18 protein-coding genes and 1 tRNA gene are annotated in these 15896 nt (G+C 64.5%); 13 read left to right on the top strand and 6 right to left on the bottom strand.

The window, feature by feature from the left end; all coding sequences use genetic code 11:
• Positions 1–31: 31 nt before the first annotated feature.
• The 5 genes from ribH to BN1233_RS19505 all read left to right on the top strand — a co-directional run bounded on the left by ribH (position 32) and on the right by BN1233_RS19505 (position 5572).
• Positions 32–523 carry a 6,7-dimethyl-8-ribityllumazine synthase gene (ribH, locus tag BN1233_RS19525; RefSeq protein ID WP_046865264.1) on the top strand — a complete coding sequence of 164 codons (492 nt, stop codon included), beginning with the start codon at positions 32–34 and terminating at the stop codon, positions 521–523.
• 1 nt (position 524) lies between these two features.
• The gene (gene nusB, locus BN1233_RS19520; RefSeq protein ID WP_046865263.1) at positions 525–1016 is read left to right on the top strand and encodes a transcription antitermination factor NusB; all 492 of its coding nucleotides are present in this window, start codon (positions 525–527) and stop codon (positions 1014–1016) included.
• Between the two features lie 33 nt (positions 1017–1049).
• Complete coding sequence (gene thiL, locus BN1233_RS19515) at positions 1050–2030, top strand: thiamine-phosphate kinase (RefSeq protein WP_046865262.1); 981 nt, start codon at positions 1050–1052, stop codon at positions 2028–2030.
• A gap of 9 nt (positions 2031–2039) precedes the next feature.
• A complete protein-coding gene (locus BN1233_RS19510) occupies positions 2040–3239 on the top strand; it encodes an MFS transporter (protein WP_147707391.1) in 1200 nt (399 codons plus the stop codon).
• Between the two features lie 194 nt (positions 3240–3433).
• Positions 3434–5572 (top strand): sodium-translocating pyrophosphatase, encoded by a 2139-nt coding sequence (locus BN1233_RS19505; RefSeq protein WP_046865261.1) that lies wholly within the window; start codon positions 3434–3436, stop codon positions 5570–5572.
• Positions 5573–5743: 171 nt separating this feature from the next.
• On the opposite strand, the gene BN1233_RS19500 is transcribed toward BN1233_RS19505, so the two are convergent.
• Entirely contained in the window at positions 5744–6196 is a 453-nt protein-coding gene (locus BN1233_RS19500) for an outer membrane protein assembly factor BamE (protein ID WP_046865260.1), read from the bottom strand.
• 105 nt (positions 6197–6301) lie between these two features.
• Here BN1233_RS19500 and BN1233_RS19495 point away from each other — a divergent pair, with 105 nt between their 5' ends.
• The 7 genes from BN1233_RS19495 (at position 6302) to BN1233_RS19465 (ending at position 10683) form a co-directional block, all read left to right on the top strand.
• Positions 6302–6841: a ubiquinol-cytochrome C chaperone family protein gene (locus tag BN1233_RS19495; protein ID WP_046865476.1), complete on the top strand. Its 540-nt coding sequence runs from the start codon at positions 6302–6304 to the stop codon at positions 6839–6841.
• Positions 6838–7365, top strand: coding sequence for a YceD family protein (locus BN1233_RS19490; RefSeq protein ID WP_342341656.1), 528 nt, complete (start codon positions 6838–6840; stop codon positions 7363–7365). The genes BN1233_RS19495 and BN1233_RS19490 overlap by 4 nt, the downstream gene beginning before the upstream one ends.
• Before the next feature lie 201 nt (positions 7366–7566).
• A complete protein-coding gene (gene plsX, locus BN1233_RS19485) occupies positions 7567–8604 on the top strand; it encodes a phosphate acyltransferase PlsX (protein WP_046865259.1) in 1038 nt (345 codons plus the stop codon).
• 13 nt (positions 8605–8617) lie between these two features.
• Positions 8618–9595 (top strand): beta-ketoacyl-ACP synthase III, encoded by a 978-nt coding sequence (locus BN1233_RS19480; RefSeq protein ID WP_046865258.1) that lies wholly within the window; start codon positions 8618–8620, stop codon positions 9593–9595.
• A gap of 133 nt (positions 9596–9728) precedes the next feature.
• Positions 9729–10043 (top strand): integration host factor subunit alpha, encoded by a 315-nt coding sequence (locus tag BN1233_RS19475; protein ID WP_046865257.1) that lies wholly within the window; start codon positions 9729–9731, stop codon positions 10041–10043.
• 25 nt (positions 10044–10068) lie between these two features.
• Complete coding sequence (locus BN1233_RS19470) at positions 10069–10548, top strand: MerR family transcriptional regulator (protein ID WP_046865474.1); 480 nt, start codon at positions 10069–10071, stop codon at positions 10546–10548.
• 57 nt (positions 10549–10605) lie between these two features.
• Positions 10606–10683: transfer RNA gene (locus BN1233_RS19465), tRNA-Pro, on the top strand.
• 242 nt (positions 10684–10925) lie between these two features.
• Here BN1233_RS19465 and BN1233_RS19460 read toward each other — a convergent pair.
• The 5 genes from BN1233_RS19460 to BN1233_RS19440 all read right to left on the bottom strand — a co-directional run bounded on the left by BN1233_RS19460 (position 10926) and on the right by BN1233_RS19440 (position 14646).
• Entirely contained in the window at positions 10926–11831 is a 906-nt protein-coding gene (locus tag BN1233_RS19460; RefSeq protein WP_046865256.1) for a pirin family protein, read from the bottom strand.
• A 24-nt stretch (positions 11832–11855) separates the two neighbouring features.
• Positions 11856–12248 (bottom strand): hypothetical protein, encoded by a 393-nt coding sequence (locus tag BN1233_RS19455; RefSeq protein WP_147707390.1) that lies wholly within the window; start codon positions 12246–12248, stop codon positions 11856–11858.
• Positions 12249–12409: 161 nt separating this feature from the next.
• Positions 12410–13060, bottom strand: coding sequence for a Crp/Fnr family transcriptional regulator (locus BN1233_RS19450; RefSeq protein ID WP_046865254.1), 651 nt, complete (start codon positions 13058–13060; stop codon positions 12410–12412).
• 160 nt (positions 13061–13220) lie between these two features.
• The gene (locus BN1233_RS19445) at positions 13221–14135 is read right to left on the bottom strand and encodes a LysR family transcriptional regulator (protein ID WP_046865253.1); all 915 of its coding nucleotides are present in this window, start codon (positions 14133–14135) and stop codon (positions 13221–13223) included.
• A 73-nt stretch (positions 14136–14208) separates the two neighbouring features.
• Complete coding sequence (locus BN1233_RS19440; protein WP_046865252.1) at positions 14209–14646, bottom strand: DoxX family protein; 438 nt, start codon at positions 14644–14646, stop codon at positions 14209–14211.
• Between the two features lie 179 nt (positions 14647–14825).
• Between BN1233_RS19440 and BN1233_RS19435 the strand changes: the two genes are divergently transcribed.
• Positions 14826–15758 carry a ring-cleaving dioxygenase gene (locus BN1233_RS19435; protein ID WP_046865251.1) on the top strand — a complete coding sequence of 311 codons (933 nt, stop codon included), beginning with the start codon at positions 14826–14828 and terminating at the stop codon, positions 15756–15758.
• Positions 15759–15896: the final 138 nt, after the last annotated feature.

Below are 15896 nucleotides of genomic sequence, written 5' to 3'. Positions count from 1 at the left end.
CGGCCCCCAAGCACAACGTCGGATCATCAGAATGGTCGTCCCGCACGCCCGTACCGCCCGCGCCGCACCTCCCACTCCTGGCGCAAGGGTGCTCATCGTCGAGGCGCGATTCTACGCAGAGCTTGCCGACGAGCTCCTGGCCGGGGCGATGGCGGCCTGCAAGGCTGCGCAGGCCGAGGCCGATGTATTCACGGTCGATGGCGCACTCGAGATCCCGGCAACTGTCGTGATCGCTCTCGAGGCGGCGAAAGCCAAGGGGCGGCCATACGACGCTGTCGTTGCGCTCGGCTGCGTCATACGCGGCGAGACGGGTCATTACGATATAGTCGCCGGAGAGAGTGCGCGTGCGCTGATGGATATTTCGGTGTCGCGTGCCATTCCCCTCGGCAACGGAATCATCACGGTGGAAAACGAGGCGCAGGCGTGGGCTCGCGCGAAGATGAGCGAGCTCAACAAGGGCGGCGGGGCGGCTGAGGCGGCCCTGACGGTTCTGCGGATTCGCCGAAGCATCGAGGAGGCCTGATATGACCATGGCCGCGGAGCGGTCCGCAGCGCGTCTTGCCGCGGTTCAGGCGCTGTATCAGATGGACGTGTCGGGGAAGGGGGTCATCGATGCGCTCGCCGAGTTCGAGGCATTCTGGATCGGTCGCGAGGTCGATGGCGTGGAGGCGCAGCCGTCGGATCGCGTATTCTTTCGCAGCATTCTGTCCGGTGTCGTCGAGAACCAGCGCCCGATCGACGTGAAGATCGACGGCGCTCTAGCGAAGGGCTGGCCCCTGAAGCGCGTCGAAGCGGTGCTGCGGGCCATATTGCGGGCCGGCGCCTTCGAGCTGATGTATCGCAAGGACGTCCCGGCGCGCGTCGTGATCTCGGAATATGTCGACGTGGCGCACGGGTTCTACGGCGAGGACGAGCCGGGACTCGTGAACGCCGTCCTTGATACCGTCGCCCGGGAAGTGCGGCCAGGCGAGCTCGAGAAAGCCGCAGGCTCCGGGAGACCGCGACGCGGCGGCTAACGGCCGTTGCGCTCGAGCGGACCTGAGCCCGCAATGACCCGCCCCTCCGAGCACGATCTCATCGCCCGCTATTTCGCGCCCGTTGCCGGCGAGGGCGGATTGAGCCTGAAGGACGATGCTGCGCTGATCAGCCCGCGCCCCGGCTACGACCTCGTGCTCACCGCGGATGCTCTCGTGGCCGGGGTTCATTTCTTCCCCGACGACCCGGCCGGATCGATTGCCGCGAAGTCTCTTGGAGTGAACCTCTCCGACCTGGCCGCCAAGGGCGCGGATCCGGTCGGTTTTCTTCTGGCGCTCGCTCTTCCCTCGAACTGGACTGAGGAGTGGCTTGCGGCTTTTGCCTCAAATCTTGGCGCAGTCGCCCAGACAGCCCGCTGTCCCTTGCTCGGCGGCGATACCGTGAGGGCAGCGAGCGGGTTGACGATCTCCATCACTGCCATCGGAGAGGTCCCGAAGGGGCGGATGGTTCGCCGTACGACGGCTCGGCCGGGCGACCGAATTTGTGTGACAGGGACGATCGGGGACGCAGCATTGGGGCTTGCGCTTCGCAGCAATCCGGATTGGAGTTCCACGCTCTCGGCCGAGTCCGGGCATTTCCTGGAGGATCGCTATCTCCATCCGCAGCCCCGGAATGCCGTTGCCGCGAGCTTGCGGGACCACGCCCACGCCGCAATGGATGTATCGGATGGACTCGCCGGAGATCTGGCGAAGCTCGTCGGCACGGCTGGCCTCGGAGCCGTTATCGAGACGGATTCGGTACCGCTCTCGCCGGCCGCTCGGGCGGCACTCGCCCATGAACCGAGTCTGTTCGACGCGATTCTCACCGGCGGAGATGATTACGAGGTTCTCTGTACCGTCGCCGAGGAGGAGTTGGCATCATTTCTCCGATCATCCGATCGTGCCGGTGTACCAGTCTCCGTGATCGGGACCGTGACCGACGATCCGAGCCCTCCCGTGTTCCGTCAGGCCGGGGAGGAGCGACGCTACGGTGTAGGCTCTTTCTCTCATTTCTGAGGCGCCGCCTTGTCCCCCATCGACGATGTGACGGCACGGCGTAATGCCAGAGTCCTTGCCTGCGCGCAGGCGCTTGGCGGAGCAAGTCCTGCCATCGTGATCTCGCTCGGAGGCCTTGTCGGGCAGGCGATCGCAACCGACAAGGCGCTCGCGACCTTGCCAGTGAGCATCCTGCAACTCGGTCTTGCGTTCGGCACCGTTCCTGCGGCGATGCTGATGCGGCGGCTCGGCCGCCGAAGCGGCTATTTCGTCGGTGCGTCCTTCGGGGTCCTGGCCGGGTGCGTCGCCGCTCTCGGCACGGCCTGGTCCGCCTTTGCCCTCTTCTGTGCCGGAACCTTCCTTGCCGGAATCTACGGCTCTTTCGTCCAGAGCTATCGGTTCGCAGCGACCGACATGGCTTCGGAAGAATTCCGCCCACGGGCCATCTCGTGGGTCATGGCTGGTGGTCTCGCAGCGGGCATCATCGGCCCGCAACTGGTGATCTGGACGCGCGATCTCCTCGACGTGCCTTTCGCCGGCGCCTTCCTGGGACAGGGTGCTCTCGCGCTCGCCTCGATGGCCATTCTGTCACAGCTCCGGTCGACCAAGCCTGCTCCGGTGGCATCGGCGAGCGGACGCCCGCTTGGGGAGCTTGCGCGCCAGCCCCGGCTGTTGATGGCGATCGCCACCGGCATCGTCTCCTATGGCCTGATGAGCTTCCTCATGACCGCAACGCCGATCGCCATGGTGGGGTGCGGGCATTCGGTGGGAACGGCAGCGCTCGGAATCCAGTGGCACATCCTTGCCATGTACGGCCCGAGTTTCGTGACCGGCTCCCTTATCAGCCGCTTCGGGAAGGAGACGATCACGGCCTCCGGTCTCATCCTGATCGCACTCGCGGCCGTCACGGGGCTCGCGGGGATCAGCGTGGCCCACTTCTGGAGCGGTCTCATCCTGCTCGGAGTCGGATGGAACTTTGCCTTCATAGGATCGACGAGCCTCGTGACGGAATGCTACCGACCCGAGGAGAGGACACGCGTCCAGGCCCTCAACGATTTCTGCGTGTTCGGGTCGGTTGCAATCGCATCCTTCACGTCGGGCAAGCTGATGGCCGCGAGCGGGTGGGAACTCTTGAACTGGCTCGTCTTTCCGCCGGTCGCGGGTGCGCTCATACTGCTCTACTGGCAATCGCGGTTCCGGTCGCGGTCCGTACGCTTGAGCCGTGCGTAGGCTCCTCCTCCGGAAAGCCACGGGAATGCCAATCCTGATACTCCCTTGTGGGTTCGACCGAAGTCGTGTTTGCGATTCCTCAAGATTTTTGGCAGTGAAGGCCATCTCAAGGGGGGTGAGAGGCGGCTTTGACCGACATCAACGTGGTCTACGGCTGCCTCCGATAGAACACCCGCCGGCACAAGGACAGGTTCATGACACTTCTCCTGATCATTCTGGGCGGGTTGTTATCGGTCGTCTATGGCATATGGGCCATCAATGACGTCATGAAGCGCGATGCGGGAACGCAGCGCATGCAGGAGATCGCAGGAGCGATCGCCGAAGGCGCCCAGGCGTATCTGCGCCGTCAATACATGACGATCGCCGTCGTCGGTGTCGTGCTGTTCCTCATCCTGAGCTATCTGCTCGGCATCTGGGTGGGTGTCGGCTTCCTCGTGGGCGCGGTGCTTTCGGGCGCAGCGGGCTTCATCGGAATGAACGTCTCAGTCCGCGCGAACGTGCGCACCGCGCAGGCCGCGACAAGATCGCTCAGCGGCGGGCTCGACGTGGCGTTCAAATCCGGCGCCGTCACGGGGATGCTCGTGGCTGGCCTCGCGCTGCTCGGCGTCGCGATCTATTACGGCGTGCTGACGCGCATGCTCGGGTTCGAGCCCGCAAGCCGGACGGTCATCGACGCGATCGTCGCCCTCGGGTTTGGAGCCTCCCTGATCTCGATCTTCGCTCGTCTCGGCGGCGGCATCTTCACGAAGGGTGCGGACGTCGGCGGCGATCTCGTCGGCAAGGTGGAAGCCGGCATTCCTGAGGACGATCCGCGCAATCCGGCGACGATTGCCGACAACGTCGGCGATAACGTCGGCGACTGCGCAGGCATGGCCGCGGACCTGTTCGAGACTTACGCGGTGACGGTCGTCGCCACGATGGTCCTTGCCGCGATCTTCTTCGCCGGGCAGCCGATCCTCGACACGATTCTGCTCTATCCGCTCGCCATCGGCGCAGCCTGCATTGCGACCTCGATCGCGGGCACCTTCTTCGTGAAGCTCGGTCAGAACCAGTCCATCATGGGCGCCCTCTACAAGGGCCTGATCGCGACGGGAGTGCTGTCCATCATCGCCATCGCGATCGTGAACCTCCTGATGTTCGGCGGGTTCTCGACCGAGTTCAGGACGAACGCTGGCGCCGTGTTCAGCTCAGGGTCGCTGTTCTGGTGCGCCGTCGTGGGGCTTCTCGTTACGGCATTCATCGTCGTGATTACCGAGTACTACACGGGTGTCGGTTTCCGGCCGGTGCGGTCGATTGCCCAGGCATCGGTGACGGGGCATGGCACGAACGTGATCCAGGGACTTGCCGTGTCGCTCGAGTCCACGGCATTGCCGACGATCGTGATCGTCGCCGGCATTGTGGTGGCCTACGGGCTCGCCGGTCTCTTCGGCATTGCGATCGCAGTCACTGCGATGCTCGCGCTTGCCGGCATGATCGTGGCGCTCGACGCATTCGGCCCTGTCACGGACAATGCCGGCGGCATCGCCGAGATGGCCGGCCTGCCGAAGGACGTTCGCAGATCGACCGATGCTCTCGACGCGGTCGGCAACACGACCAAGGCCGTCACGAAGGGCTACGCGATCGGCTCGGCCGGACTGGGCGCTCTCGTGCTGTTCGCGGCCTATACCTCCGACCTGAACTACTTCACCGAGAACGCCGCGCAGTACCCGTATTTCCAGGGCGTCCAGCCGAACTTCTCGCTGGCAAACCCGTACGTGGTGATCGGATTGCTGCTCGGTGGCCTCATCCCATTCCTCTTTGGAGGCATGGCGATGACAGCCGTGGGCCGTGCGGGTGGCGCCGTGGTCGAAGAGGTCCGTCGCCAGTTCAGGGCAAAGCCCGGAATCATGCAGGGCACCGATCGTCCCGACTACGGAGCGGCGGTTGACATGCTGACCCGCGCTGCGATCAAGGAGATGATCGTTCCATCGCTGCTGCCGGTCCTGGCGCCGATCGTGATCTACTTCGTGGTCTATGCGATCGCCGGCAAGTCGCAGGCCTTCTCCGCCGTCGGCGCGATGCTGCTCGGCGTGATCGTCACCGGCCTGTTCGTCGCCATTTCGATGACGTCCGGCGGCGGCGCGTGGGACAACGCCAAGAAGTCGTTCGAGGATGGCTTCACGGATGCAAGCGGCACGACTCATCAGAAGGGCTCGGAGGCTCACAAGGCATCCGTCACGGGCGACACCGTCGGTGATCCCTACAAGGATACGGCCGGTCCGGCCGTGAATCCCGCGATCAAGATCACCAACATCATCGCCCTTCTCCTGCTGGCTATTCTCGCGCACAGCTGAGCGAGCCGCTGCTCACGGAAGGGTGCGCATTCCTGCCGCGCACCCTGACCTTCCGTCACACGGAACATTCGACCCGGTACTGCTTCGACGTGCAGGGAAGACAAATGCAAATACGAAAAGCCCCGCGGTGCGCCGCGGGGCTTTTCGTTGGATAAGAAGGAGTCGGGGCGGCTATGCGCCGAACGGATTCAGCGTCGTCGTGCCCTTGAAGATCTGGCCGAGGAAGCTCTGGTCCTCTCCGCCGGTCGGGGTCGAGCGGGAGATGAAGTCGAACACCTTGCCGTCCTGCAGACCATAGAGGGCCACACGTTCGACGCGGAGATTCTTGTCGAAGTAGACAGCCGTCACCCGCTGATCGATGACCTGCTCCCGCATGAACTGGACCGGCCGCCGGGAAATCTGGCTGATATAGTACCATTTGCGGTTCCCGACGGTCGAAACCGTCGAGGGAGTCCCCAGCGTCTCCAGGACCTTGTCTGCGCTCATTCCTTTCGTGACCTGGTTGACCGCGCGTTCGTCGGTGACGTAACCGCGATGGAACTCTTCGCCCCCGACGCAGGCCGCAAGGGGCACTGAGACGATGGCAAGGACAGCAAGACGAGCGAGGGAAGACGGCCGACGCATGATTCGACTTCTCGAGGAGCGGCTGTGATGCTTGCGCCGCGGGAGGGCGATGGCGTAACGCGAGGCCATGGCTTTGACAAGGCGCGGCCAAGCCTGAAGGGTACCATGATCTTCGGCTATTTCCGCAAGAATCGACAACGCCGGGTCATCGCGACCCTTTACGAGCAGGTTGCGACGGCAGCTCGCGCGGCTGCCCTGTATACCTCCCTTGGCGTGCCCGACACGATCGAAGGCCGATTCGAAGCTCTTTCGCTTCATATCATTCTCACCGTGCGCAGGCTCCAGGCATTGCCGCCGCCGGCCCCGGATGTAGCGGGGGATCTCACGGACGCCTTCTTCCGGGACCTCGACGCCTCGTTGCGCGAGATGGGAGTCGGTGACATGGCGGTGCCGAAGCGCATGAAGCGGCTCGCCGAATCGTTCTTCGGCCGCGTCAAGGCATATGGCGCCGCTCTCGATGGAGGGGATGAAGCGTCCCTTGCCGGCGCGCTCGGCCGAAATGTGAGAGGCGACGAGGCGCCGGCCCACGACCTTGCGCGTTATTCCATGGCAGCCGAGCGGGAGCTCGCGCAGCTCGACCTGACCGCTCTCCTGGAGCGCGGACCAGTTTTTCCGCACCCGAAGACGCCGGAGGAGATGCCATGACGACACCCATGACACCCGAAGCGGTCGGCCCGCTATCGCGCCCGCTCGACGTCTCGAATCTCCCCGCCACGGGAGTGCGCTTCGAGGTGCGCGCCACGCAGGAGGAGTGCGACGCCCTCGCGACAGATTTCAAGCTGCCGGCCATTCATGATCTCATCGGCGAGTACAAGGTGACCGGCTCCGCGCGGGGTGTCCACGTCGAGGGGCGGGTTCGCGCAAGGATCACTCAGACCTGTGTCGTGACCCTCGACCCGTTCGAGACCAGTCTCGATGAGGAGGTCATGGTCGATTTTGCCGAGCCGCGGCACATTCCTGCGGAGCCTCCGGTGGACCATCCGGACTATGACCCGCCGGACGAGATCCTGGACGGGCGCATCGATCTCGGCGCTCTGACCGCCGAGTTTCTTGCGCTTGGCCTCGATCCGTATCCGCGCAAGCCGGGGGTCGATTTCAAATACGAGAACGATGGGGACGAGGCGGATTCGCCCTTTGCCGCCCTTGGTCGATTGAGGAAGGATGGGTAGGCAGTCGGGTCGATGCCTGGCCGCTGGTGCGTTGGAGAAACCGGTTGCGACGTGGCCGCAAAGCGCTATTTTTCGCCGCGCTCTCGAGCATTGTCATGCTAGGTGGGGCGAGCCCGCCATCGAGAATGCGCAACTCATACCATTGCGAGCTGGTTCCCCGTGGGCGGAGACGGCTCTGAGGCCCGGGAAGTCGTTCGCCCCATGTCGAAGCCAGTGCGGATTTCGCTCGACGCGATGGGCGGCGATCATGGCGTGTCAGTCGTTGTTCCGGGTGCCGCGCTCGCGCTCGAGCGACATCCACAGCTCCGCTTCCTGATGTTCGGTGATCGAGCGGCGATCGAGCCCATTCTCAAGGACCATCCAGCTCTGCAGGCCGTGACGGAGATCCGGCACGCGGAACTCGCAATCGCGATGGATGAGAAGCCGGCTCAGGCCGTCCGCCTCGGCCGCGGCAAGTCGTCCATGTGGCGGGCCGTACAGGCGGTTCGCGACGGGGAGGCAGATGCTGCGGTTTCCGCCGGAAATACCGGCGCGCTCATGGCCATGTCGAAAATCTGCCTGAAGATGATGGCGCATGTGGAGAGACCGGCCATCGCTGCGATGTGGCCCACGCTCCGCGGCGAGAGCATCGTGCTGGATGTGGGCGCCACGATCGGTGCGGATGCGGAGCATCTCGTCGATATGGCAATCATGGGCGCTGCGATGGCCCGGATCGTCTTCGACATCAAACGTCCGACAGTCGGCCTTCTGAATGTCGGCACCGAGGAGATCAAGGGCATCGAGACCGTCAAGGAAGCCGCGCGCATCCTGCGCGAGAGCGAATTCGAGTATCTCGAATATCGAGGCTTCGTCGAAGGGGACGACCTCGGCCGCGGGACCGTGGACGTCGTGGTCACCGAAGGCTTTACCGGGAACATCGCGCTGAAGACGGCCGAGGGAACCGCCAAGCAGATCGCGGAATACCTGCGCGCCGCCATGAGCCGCACGTGGATGGCCCGAATCGGCTATCTGCTGGCGCGGCAGGCCTTCGATTCCCTCCGGGACAAAATGGATCCCCGCAAGGTCAATGGCGGAGTGTTCCTCGGCCTGGACGGCATCGTGATCAAGAGCCACGGCGGAACCGATGCGCTGGGATTCGCCAGCGCCATAGACATCGCCTACGACATGGCGCACTACGACCTGATGCGGACGATCCGGGATATGCTCGAGCAGAGCCCGGCCGATCAGGCGTCCGCCTGAAAAGAGCCCATCATTGACGAATATCCGCTCCATCATCCGCGGTTGCGGCGCGTTTCTTCCGGAACGCGCCGTCACCAACCATGAACTCGCCCGGAGAGTCGACACTTCGCACGAGTGGATCGTGCAGCGCACAGGGATCGAGCAGCGGCATATCGCAGCCGAGCACGAGACGACCTCCATCCTCGGCATCAAGGCTGCCGAGGCGGCCCTCGCCAATGCCGGGCTGACGGCAAAGGACATCGACCTCGTGGTCTGCGCGACCTCCACGCCGGACTATACCTTTCCATCGACCGCGACCCTGATCCAGACCGGTCTCGGAATGACGCACGGGGCCGCCTTCGATCTGCAGGCCGTCTGCACCGGTTTCGTCTACGGAGTCGCCACGGCGGACAATTTCCTGCGCTCGGGCTCTCATCGGCGCGCCCTCGTGATCGGCGCTGAGACCTTCTCTCGAATCCTGGATTGGAATGACCGCACCACGTGCGTGCTTTTCGGGGATGGCGCCGGCGCCATCGTGCTCGAGGCGGGATCCGGGGCCGGCACATCGGAGGACCGTGGGGTCCTCAGCACGCAGCTCCGCTCGGACGGCCGCTACCGGGACAAGCTGTATGTCGATGGGGGGCCTGGCTCCACGCGGACGACCGGCGTTCTCAAGATGGAGGGGCGGGAGGTCTTCCGGTTCGCGGTCGGGATGGTCGCCGATGTGGTCGAGGCTGCCTTCGCGGCCACCGGCACCACCGTCGAAGATCTCGATTGGTTCGTGCCTCACCAGGCGAACAAGCGCATCATCACGGCCAGTGCGGAGAAGCTTGGCATTCCGCTCGAGAAAGTCGTGATCACTGTTGACCGGCATGGCAACACATCGGCCGCCTCGATTCCACTCGCACTCGCGACAGCCCAGGCCGATGGCCGCATCAAGCAGGGCGATCTCGTGATGATCGAGGCGATCGGCGGAGGTTTCACCTGGGGGAGCGCCCTTCTGCGATGGTGATCGAAACCGTCTCCCGATTGCATCACCTGGAAGAGTCTCGCCGCAACCCGTTGACCATATCCCGTTGGCTCAATAGCGTTCCGCTTGCATCGGGCGTCTGCGTTGAGACTTTGTGAGACGCTGGGGGGCGTGAATGGCAGGTAGAACCGTTACGAGAGCTGATCTGAGCGAGGCCGTTTATCAACGCGTCGGCCTCTCCCGCACGGAGTCCGCCAGCTTGGTCGAGGCAGTGCTCGGAGAAATCTGCGATTGCCTCGCGACCGGTGAAACCGTGAAGCTGTCGTCGTTCGGGTCGTTCATCGTGCGCGACAAAGGGCAGCGGATCGGCCGCAATCCCAAGACGGGCATCGAAGTGCCGATCGATCCGCGCCGCGTGATGGTGTTCAAACCGTCGAATGTGCTGAAGGCGCGGATCAACGGGCTCAACAGCACGGATGCGGAAGATTGATCCGGGGGCTGGTGCGGTCGGGCTGATGGACAAGGCTCCGGACGCGTTTCGCACGATCAGCGAGGTCGCCGAGGAACTCGACCTGCCGCAGCACGTACTGCGCTTCTGGGAAACCCGCTTCAACCAGATCCGTCCGCTCAAGCGCGGCGGCGGCCGACGCTACTACCGGCCGGACGACGTCGATCTGCTGAAAGGCATCCGGCGGCTCCTCTATGACGAGGGCTATACCATCAAGGGAGTCCAGCGGATCCTGCGCGGGGAGGGGACCCGCTTCGTGCAGGCCGTCGGTCGGGGCGAGCAGCGCGTCGAGGAGGCCGGGCATAGGCCCGAGCGAGACAGAGAAGAGCCGCTGGTTGGCGAGGATCTAGAGCCGGAACCTGAATCTGCGCCGCGAACCGGCTCGATTCTGGCCCCTGACCTGCGTGCCCGCCTCCGGTCCGCCCTTGATGATCTCCAGGAGTGCAAGCGTGTCCTGGCCGCACTCCGAAGCCCTGGCGAAGCTTGAGCCGGGGTCACGTTGCGATTGCATCGCCAAGCGGAAAACCCTATACCCGGCCGCAGTCGGAGCGTAGCGCAGCCCGGTTAGCGCACTAGTCTGGGGGACTAGGGGTCGGTGGTTCAAATCCACTCGCTCCGACCATCAAACCCTTACAAGAGAACAGGTTTTTCTCAGCCATCGTGACAAGAATCACGAGGCTTTGTGTCGTAATGGCGCAGCGTCGGCTCTGGCAGTGGCTCAGAGGAATCGCGAGGAGGTGCAGGGCAGCCGTGAACTGGGGCGTCCTAGTCCGGCTCCCACAGCAGTTGCCCGACGAGATCCGGTACCAGTGCGCCGGCGCGTGTGACCTCTTGGTCGGCAGTTCCGGCCCATCTTGCGCTTCCTCAGGATAACGGCTCGGCGGCCGGCACCCTGCTGCGTTCCTCCGGAAGCGGGATAAACTCGGCATTGTCATTCGGCGCCAGCGGAATGCGGCCGGCCTTCCAATCGGCCTTCGCCTGCTCGATGCGCTCCTTGCGGGACGACACGAAATTCCACCAGATGAAGCGCTCCCCGACAGGCTCGCCGCCGAGGAGCATCACGGTGGAGGCCTCCTGCGCGACGAGCGCGGGGTCGGCCCCGCGCGTGAACACGAGCATCTGGCCAGCCTCGTACGAGTGTCCGTCGACCTCGACCCTGCCCTTGGCGATGTAGGCCGCACGCTCGGCATGGCTGCGCGGTAGGCCGAGCGTAGCGCCGGGCCGGAGCACGGCGTGCACGTAGAACAGGGGCGAGTGGGTCCTGACCTCGTTGGAGAGTCCGAACGCATCACCGGCGATCAGCCGCATCCACAAGCCTCCCTCCGTGAAGATGGGGAGCTGGTCGGGCTGGTAATTGTCGAAGGTGGGGGCGCTCTCCTCGTCAGCGTCCGGCAGGGCCACCCAGGTCTGGAGCATCTCTAGCGCGCCGCCGGCGAGCTGGGCCGGGTCCTCGAAGCGCTCCGAATGGGCGATGCCGCGCCCGGCGGTCATCCAGTTGACCTCGCCGGGGTGGATGACCTGCTCGACCCCGAGACTGTCCCGGTGCGTGATCTGTCCGCAGAAGAGATAACTGACCGTCGAAAGCCCGATATGCGGGTGAGGCCGCACGTCCGCTTTGTGGATCTGGTCGGGCGGCAGGTTCACTGGGCCGGCGTGATTGAGAAAGATGAACGGCCCGACCATGCGCCGCTTCCGTAAGGGCAGGGCACGGGCGACATTGAACTCGCCGCCCAAATCGGCCGGCCGCGCATCAATGACCAAGTCAAGTATGTCAGCCTCCCGTGGCCGAAATCGTCACACCAGGACTTCCAACGTGTCCTTCGCATGCGGAAGGACTGCCGCCTGCGGCGCGCCGCTCACGAAGTCTAAGTGTCTGACTGAAAACGGCGCATGGAGGCATCCAATCCCGACCTGATAGAGCGGAGCCGGCTCGAAGTCGCCCGATCCAAGCCCTCTCACGTCGCTGGAATCCCAACCGCCCAGAGAGGCGGTGAGTTTTGAGTCAGACTCTAAGATCCGTGACGCCAGCACTGCGGCTTGGAACAAGAGCTTGGCATCGCTGCGATGCCAGCCTGACGCCGCAGTAGAACCAAATTCTCGACTGACTAAGAACCGGGCAACCACAAGCACCGCCGACTCTTGTCTTAGGGCCGGAAGGTTCATGAGCAATGCATTCTGCTCCTTCACTTGTCGCACCAGCCATCCTGTCCGGAACGCCGCGTTCCCTGCCGGAAACAATCGAGCACTGCATTTGCCGTCGAGGAGCGCCGCCGATGGCCGGCTCCGCTGCGGTGGCCCTATGAGAAGTACGCCAAGCCATGGCGGGACAGGCGTTGTGCTCCCCGGGACTAGGCGACCCGCGTAGCCGGCACTGCTGGAGCCACGCGCAGACGGGCGATCTCCCGCTCCATGGCAGCCATGTTCTGGAACAGGCGCTCGCTGGTGAGACGCAGGAAGTAGGTTCCGAACTCGGGGTTCTCGAAGTAGAGCTGACGCAATTGCTCGTAGGAAACCGTCAGCACGCTGCCGGCCTCGAGGCTCTCCAGCGTCTGGGTGCGCCGGTTGCCCGGCGACAGGAAACCCATCTCGCCGACTACGCTGCCCGGGGGAACCTCGATGCCGGATTCGTGGAGGCGATAGCGGCCGGTCAGGGTGTAGAACATGGCGTCGGCCGTATCGTCCTTGGCAAAGAGAAGCTCTCCCGCCGCCACCTCGCGGCGATTCATGAATGGCTTGAGCCAGTCGATCGAGAGATCGCCGTTCGCAGCCTGATTGGCCTTGGAGATCAGGCGCAACATCTGGATCATCCGAAAGGTGTTCAGGGGGAGCAGGATGATATTGACGATTACGCCAGGGCAGAGCCCCAGCCAGATCGAATAGACCAGCCCGACGCTGTTGGCCGTAATGGCGATCACACGAAGCGGGAGGATCGTCTTCATCGCGCTGCCCACTATCGCCAGAGCGGCGCCAAGCCAGCCGAGCGCCTCAACCCACGTCATTGTCTCAGACCCTGAATTATTGCTTGCGTCCGCTCGATCCCACCGGATCACGGGAAGTGGTGCCTGTATTGGCCGCCGCCCGAGGCATGCGTTGGATTGGCGTATGCCCTGCTGCCAATGAACCGACGCATGCCCATCAAGACAGGGTGCGGGCGAAAATTCATTGCGCCTGCCCCTCGATGAACGTGCGTTGCCTGGCGATCTCCGCGGCCAGGAAGTCGAGGAAGACCCGCACGCGCGCAGAGTGGCGCAGGTCGGGATGGGTGAGGAGCCAGAGGTCCGCCGCGAATTCCGGCACCGGAGGGGCAAGGCGCACCAGGCCGGGCCGGGTGTCGCCGATGAAGCAGGGGAGATGGCCTATACCGAGGCCTGCCTCGACGGCCTCGGCCAACCCGAGGACCCCGTTCACCTTGTAGGCGATACGCTCCGGCGGTACGTGCTCGTGCACGAACTTCACCGTCTTAAGGGTCGCGAGATTGTCGCCCAGCGAGACCCAGTCGCGATGGAAGAGATCGTCGGGATTCACCGCTTCGGGTTCCGGAAACGCGGAGCGGCGGCCGTAGAGCGCCCATGCGATCCTGGCGACGCGACGTCCCACGAGGTTCTCCGGCGGATCATCGGTGGCGCGGATCGCGACATCCGCATCGCGCTTCGACAGGTTCAGTGCCTGGTTCGCGAGCACGATATCGAGGCGCACATCCCGGCACTGCTCGCGGAACCGCACGAACAGTGGCGTGAGCAGGTGGATCAGCAGGGAATCATTGGTCGTGACCCGCAGTTCGCCCGCCGGCGCGATCTCCTGCCCGGCGATCCTGCGGGTGAACGATGTGATGTTATCGTCGATCTGCTGCGCCAGCGAGACCATCTCCTCGCCTGCGGGAGTCGGAGTGTAGCCGGTGCGATGGCGCTCGAAGAGCGTGGTGCCGAGCACCTCCTCAATCTGGCCGAGGCGGCGGAACACCGTCGAATGGTTCACCCCAAGCAGAGCCGCGGCGGCCGGCAGGGCGCGCGCATCGGCGATGGCCTTGATCAACCGGAAGTCGTCCCAGGCGACGTTCTTGTACGGATCTGCCATCCCGGTCTCCCTCGACGGTGGGGCCCGGCAGCGCATCGTGCGCTGCCGGAGAGCGTGAGCGCGTCCTGTGTGGTTACGCGGCCTGCGGCTCGGGACGGCCGGACGACAGGCCCGGCAAGGAGGCAGGCCGCACTGCAAAGGCGCCATCGCCGATCAGGACATGGGCCACGGCCACCACGACGAGGAACGCAGGATATTCCCAGCCACCGTTCGGGGCGTTCCAGAGCCAGCCGTTGGCGGCGTGAACAGGGATCGTGCCGATCAGAAGTGGCACCAGCGCGAGCGAGACCAAGCGGCCGTGGAAGCCCGACAGGATGGCGATGCCGCCGATCAGCTCAGCCAGGATGATGGGCCAAGCGAGAAAGGCCGGCAGGCCGACTTGGCCGAGAAAGGCCTCGAAGCCCGGAACCGTGAAGATCGCGATCTTCAGGTAGGCGTGGGCGATGAACATGATGCCGAGGGCGGCACGGAGGGCAAAGGCACCATAGGGCGCAAGGCGGTTGTCGATCATGGATGTGTCTCCTGGGACCACTGCGGTCCGTGTGGCCAGGAACCTGATCCTTTCGGCAATGCAATTCAACTGCCTGCATTGCCGAATTTATATTGCATCAGCGCAATCGCAGATCGCCCCTGTCCCCCTTATCTCAGCCTCAACCCAGGGGCGCCGATGCCCCGCTCGAGGAGGCTTCCATGGCCCAGAACGGCATTCACCACGTTACGGCAATTGCGGGTCCCGCGCGCCGCAATCTCGACTTCTACACCCGTGTGCTCGGGCTCCGGCTCGTCAAGAAGACGGTGAACTTCGACGATCCCAGCACCTACCACTTCTACTACGGCGACGAGGCTGGCCGCCCCGGCACGATCCTGACCTTCTTTCCCTGGGAGCACGCCACGCGAGGACAGCTTGGCGTGGGCGAGACGCAGGAGACAACGTTTCGTATCCCCGAGGGATCGGTGGGCTACTGGACGCATCGCTTAATTGAGCAGGGCGTGCCGCACGAGGCACCGCAGAAGCGGTTCGGCGAGACGGCCCTCGCGTTCAAGGATCCCAATGGCATGCGGCTCGCGCTCGTCGCCGTCTCCGGAGTCGAGAACGAGCCTGCCTGGAGCGATGGCAACGTTCCGGTCGAGCACGCGATCCGCGGCTTCCACAGCGTCAGCCTGCTGTTCCGAGAGGCGGCCCCGACCGGGGCGATCCTGAGCGACGTGTTCGGGTTTGCGGAGATCGGCCGGGAGGGCTCCGTCGTGCGTTACAGGGCCGGCGACACCGCGGTCGGCGGCGTTGTCGATCTGCGCGAGGTCGGCGGCTTCCCGCGCGGGCGCTCGGGTGCCGGCTCGGTGCACCACATCGCCTTCCGGGCGGCCGACGATGAGGCGGAGTTCGCGATGATGCGCAAGCTGGCCGAGAACCATGGCATCCGCACGACCGAACAGAAGGACCGCAAATACTTCCGATCGGTCTATTTCCGCGAGCCGGGCGGGGTGCTGTTCGAGATCGCGACCGATGACCCGGGCTTCGCGGTCGACGAGCCGGTTGCGACCCTCGGCCAAGCCCTGAAGCTGCCGCCGCAGTACGAACCACGGCGCAAGGACATCGAGGCCGTGCTGCCGAAGGTCGCCTGACCCGCCGCAACGAGCCGCGTCCCGCATCTCCGGGACGCGGCCGCCCCCTAAACACGGGGCCGATCCGGCCCCAACGAGGTTTACATGACCACCACGACGGACTTCTCATTCATACATCGGTTCGAATCGGCCACCGAG

This window comes from Microvirga massiliensis (assembly GCF_001006805.1).
GTDB classification, from domain to species: Bacteria; Pseudomonadota; Alphaproteobacteria; order Rhizobiales; family Beijerinckiaceae; genus Microvirga; species Microvirga massiliensis.
This window is presented reverse-complemented; position numbering and strand designations above follow the sequence as displayed.

Excerpts from the sequence above, each read along its gene's own strand:
- nusB (WP_046865263.1), top strand. The coding sequence starts at position 525 with ATGACCATGGCCGCGGAGCGGTCCGCAGCGCGTCTTGCCGCGGTTCAG.
- BN1233_RS19475 (WP_046865257.1), top strand. The coding sequence starts at position 9,729 with ATGGCAGGTAGAACCGTTACGAGAGCTGATCTGAGCGAGGCCGTTTAT.
- BN1233_RS19490 (WP_342341656.1), top strand. The coding sequence starts at position 6,838 with ATGACGACACCCATGACACCCGAAGCGGTCGGCCCGCTATCGCGCCCG.
- BN1233_RS19500 (WP_046865260.1), bottom strand. The coding sequence starts at position 6,196 with ATGCGTCGGCCGTCTTCCCTCGCTCGTCTTGCTGTCCTTGCCATCGTC.
- BN1233_RS19505 (WP_046865261.1), top strand. The coding sequence starts at position 3,434 with ATGACACTTCTCCTGATCATTCTGGGCGGGTTGTTATCGGTCGTCTAT.
- BN1233_RS19435 (WP_046865251.1), top strand. The coding sequence starts at position 14,826 with ATGGCCCAGAACGGCATTCACCACGTTACGGCAATTGCGGGTCCCGCG.
- BN1233_RS19470 (WP_046865474.1), top strand. The coding sequence starts at position 10,069 with ATGGACAAGGCTCCGGACGCGTTTCGCACGATCAGCGAGGTCGCCGAG.
- plsX (WP_046865259.1), top strand. The coding sequence starts at position 7,567 with ATGTCGAAGCCAGTGCGGATTTCGCTCGACGCGATGGGCGGCGATCAT.
- ribH (WP_046865264.1), top strand. The coding sequence starts at position 32 with ATGGTCGTCCCGCACGCCCGTACCGCCCGCGCCGCACCTCCCACTCCT.
- BN1233_RS19440 (WP_046865252.1), bottom strand. The coding sequence starts at position 14,646 with ATGATCGACAACCGCCTTGCGCCCTATGGTGCCTTTGCCCTCCGTGCC.
- thiL (WP_046865262.1), top strand. The coding sequence starts at position 1,050 with ATGACCCGCCCCTCCGAGCACGATCTCATCGCCCGCTATTTCGCGCCC.
- BN1233_RS19495 (WP_046865476.1), top strand. The coding sequence starts at position 6,302 with ATGATCTTCGGCTATTTCCGCAAGAATCGACAACGCCGGGTCATCGCG.
- BN1233_RS19450 (WP_046865254.1), bottom strand. The coding sequence starts at position 13,060 with ATGACGTGGGTTGAGGCGCTCGGCTGGCTTGGCGCCGCTCTGGCGATA.
- BN1233_RS19445 (WP_046865253.1), bottom strand. The coding sequence starts at position 14,135 with ATGGCAGATCCGTACAAGAACGTCGCCTGGGACGACTTCCGGTTGATC.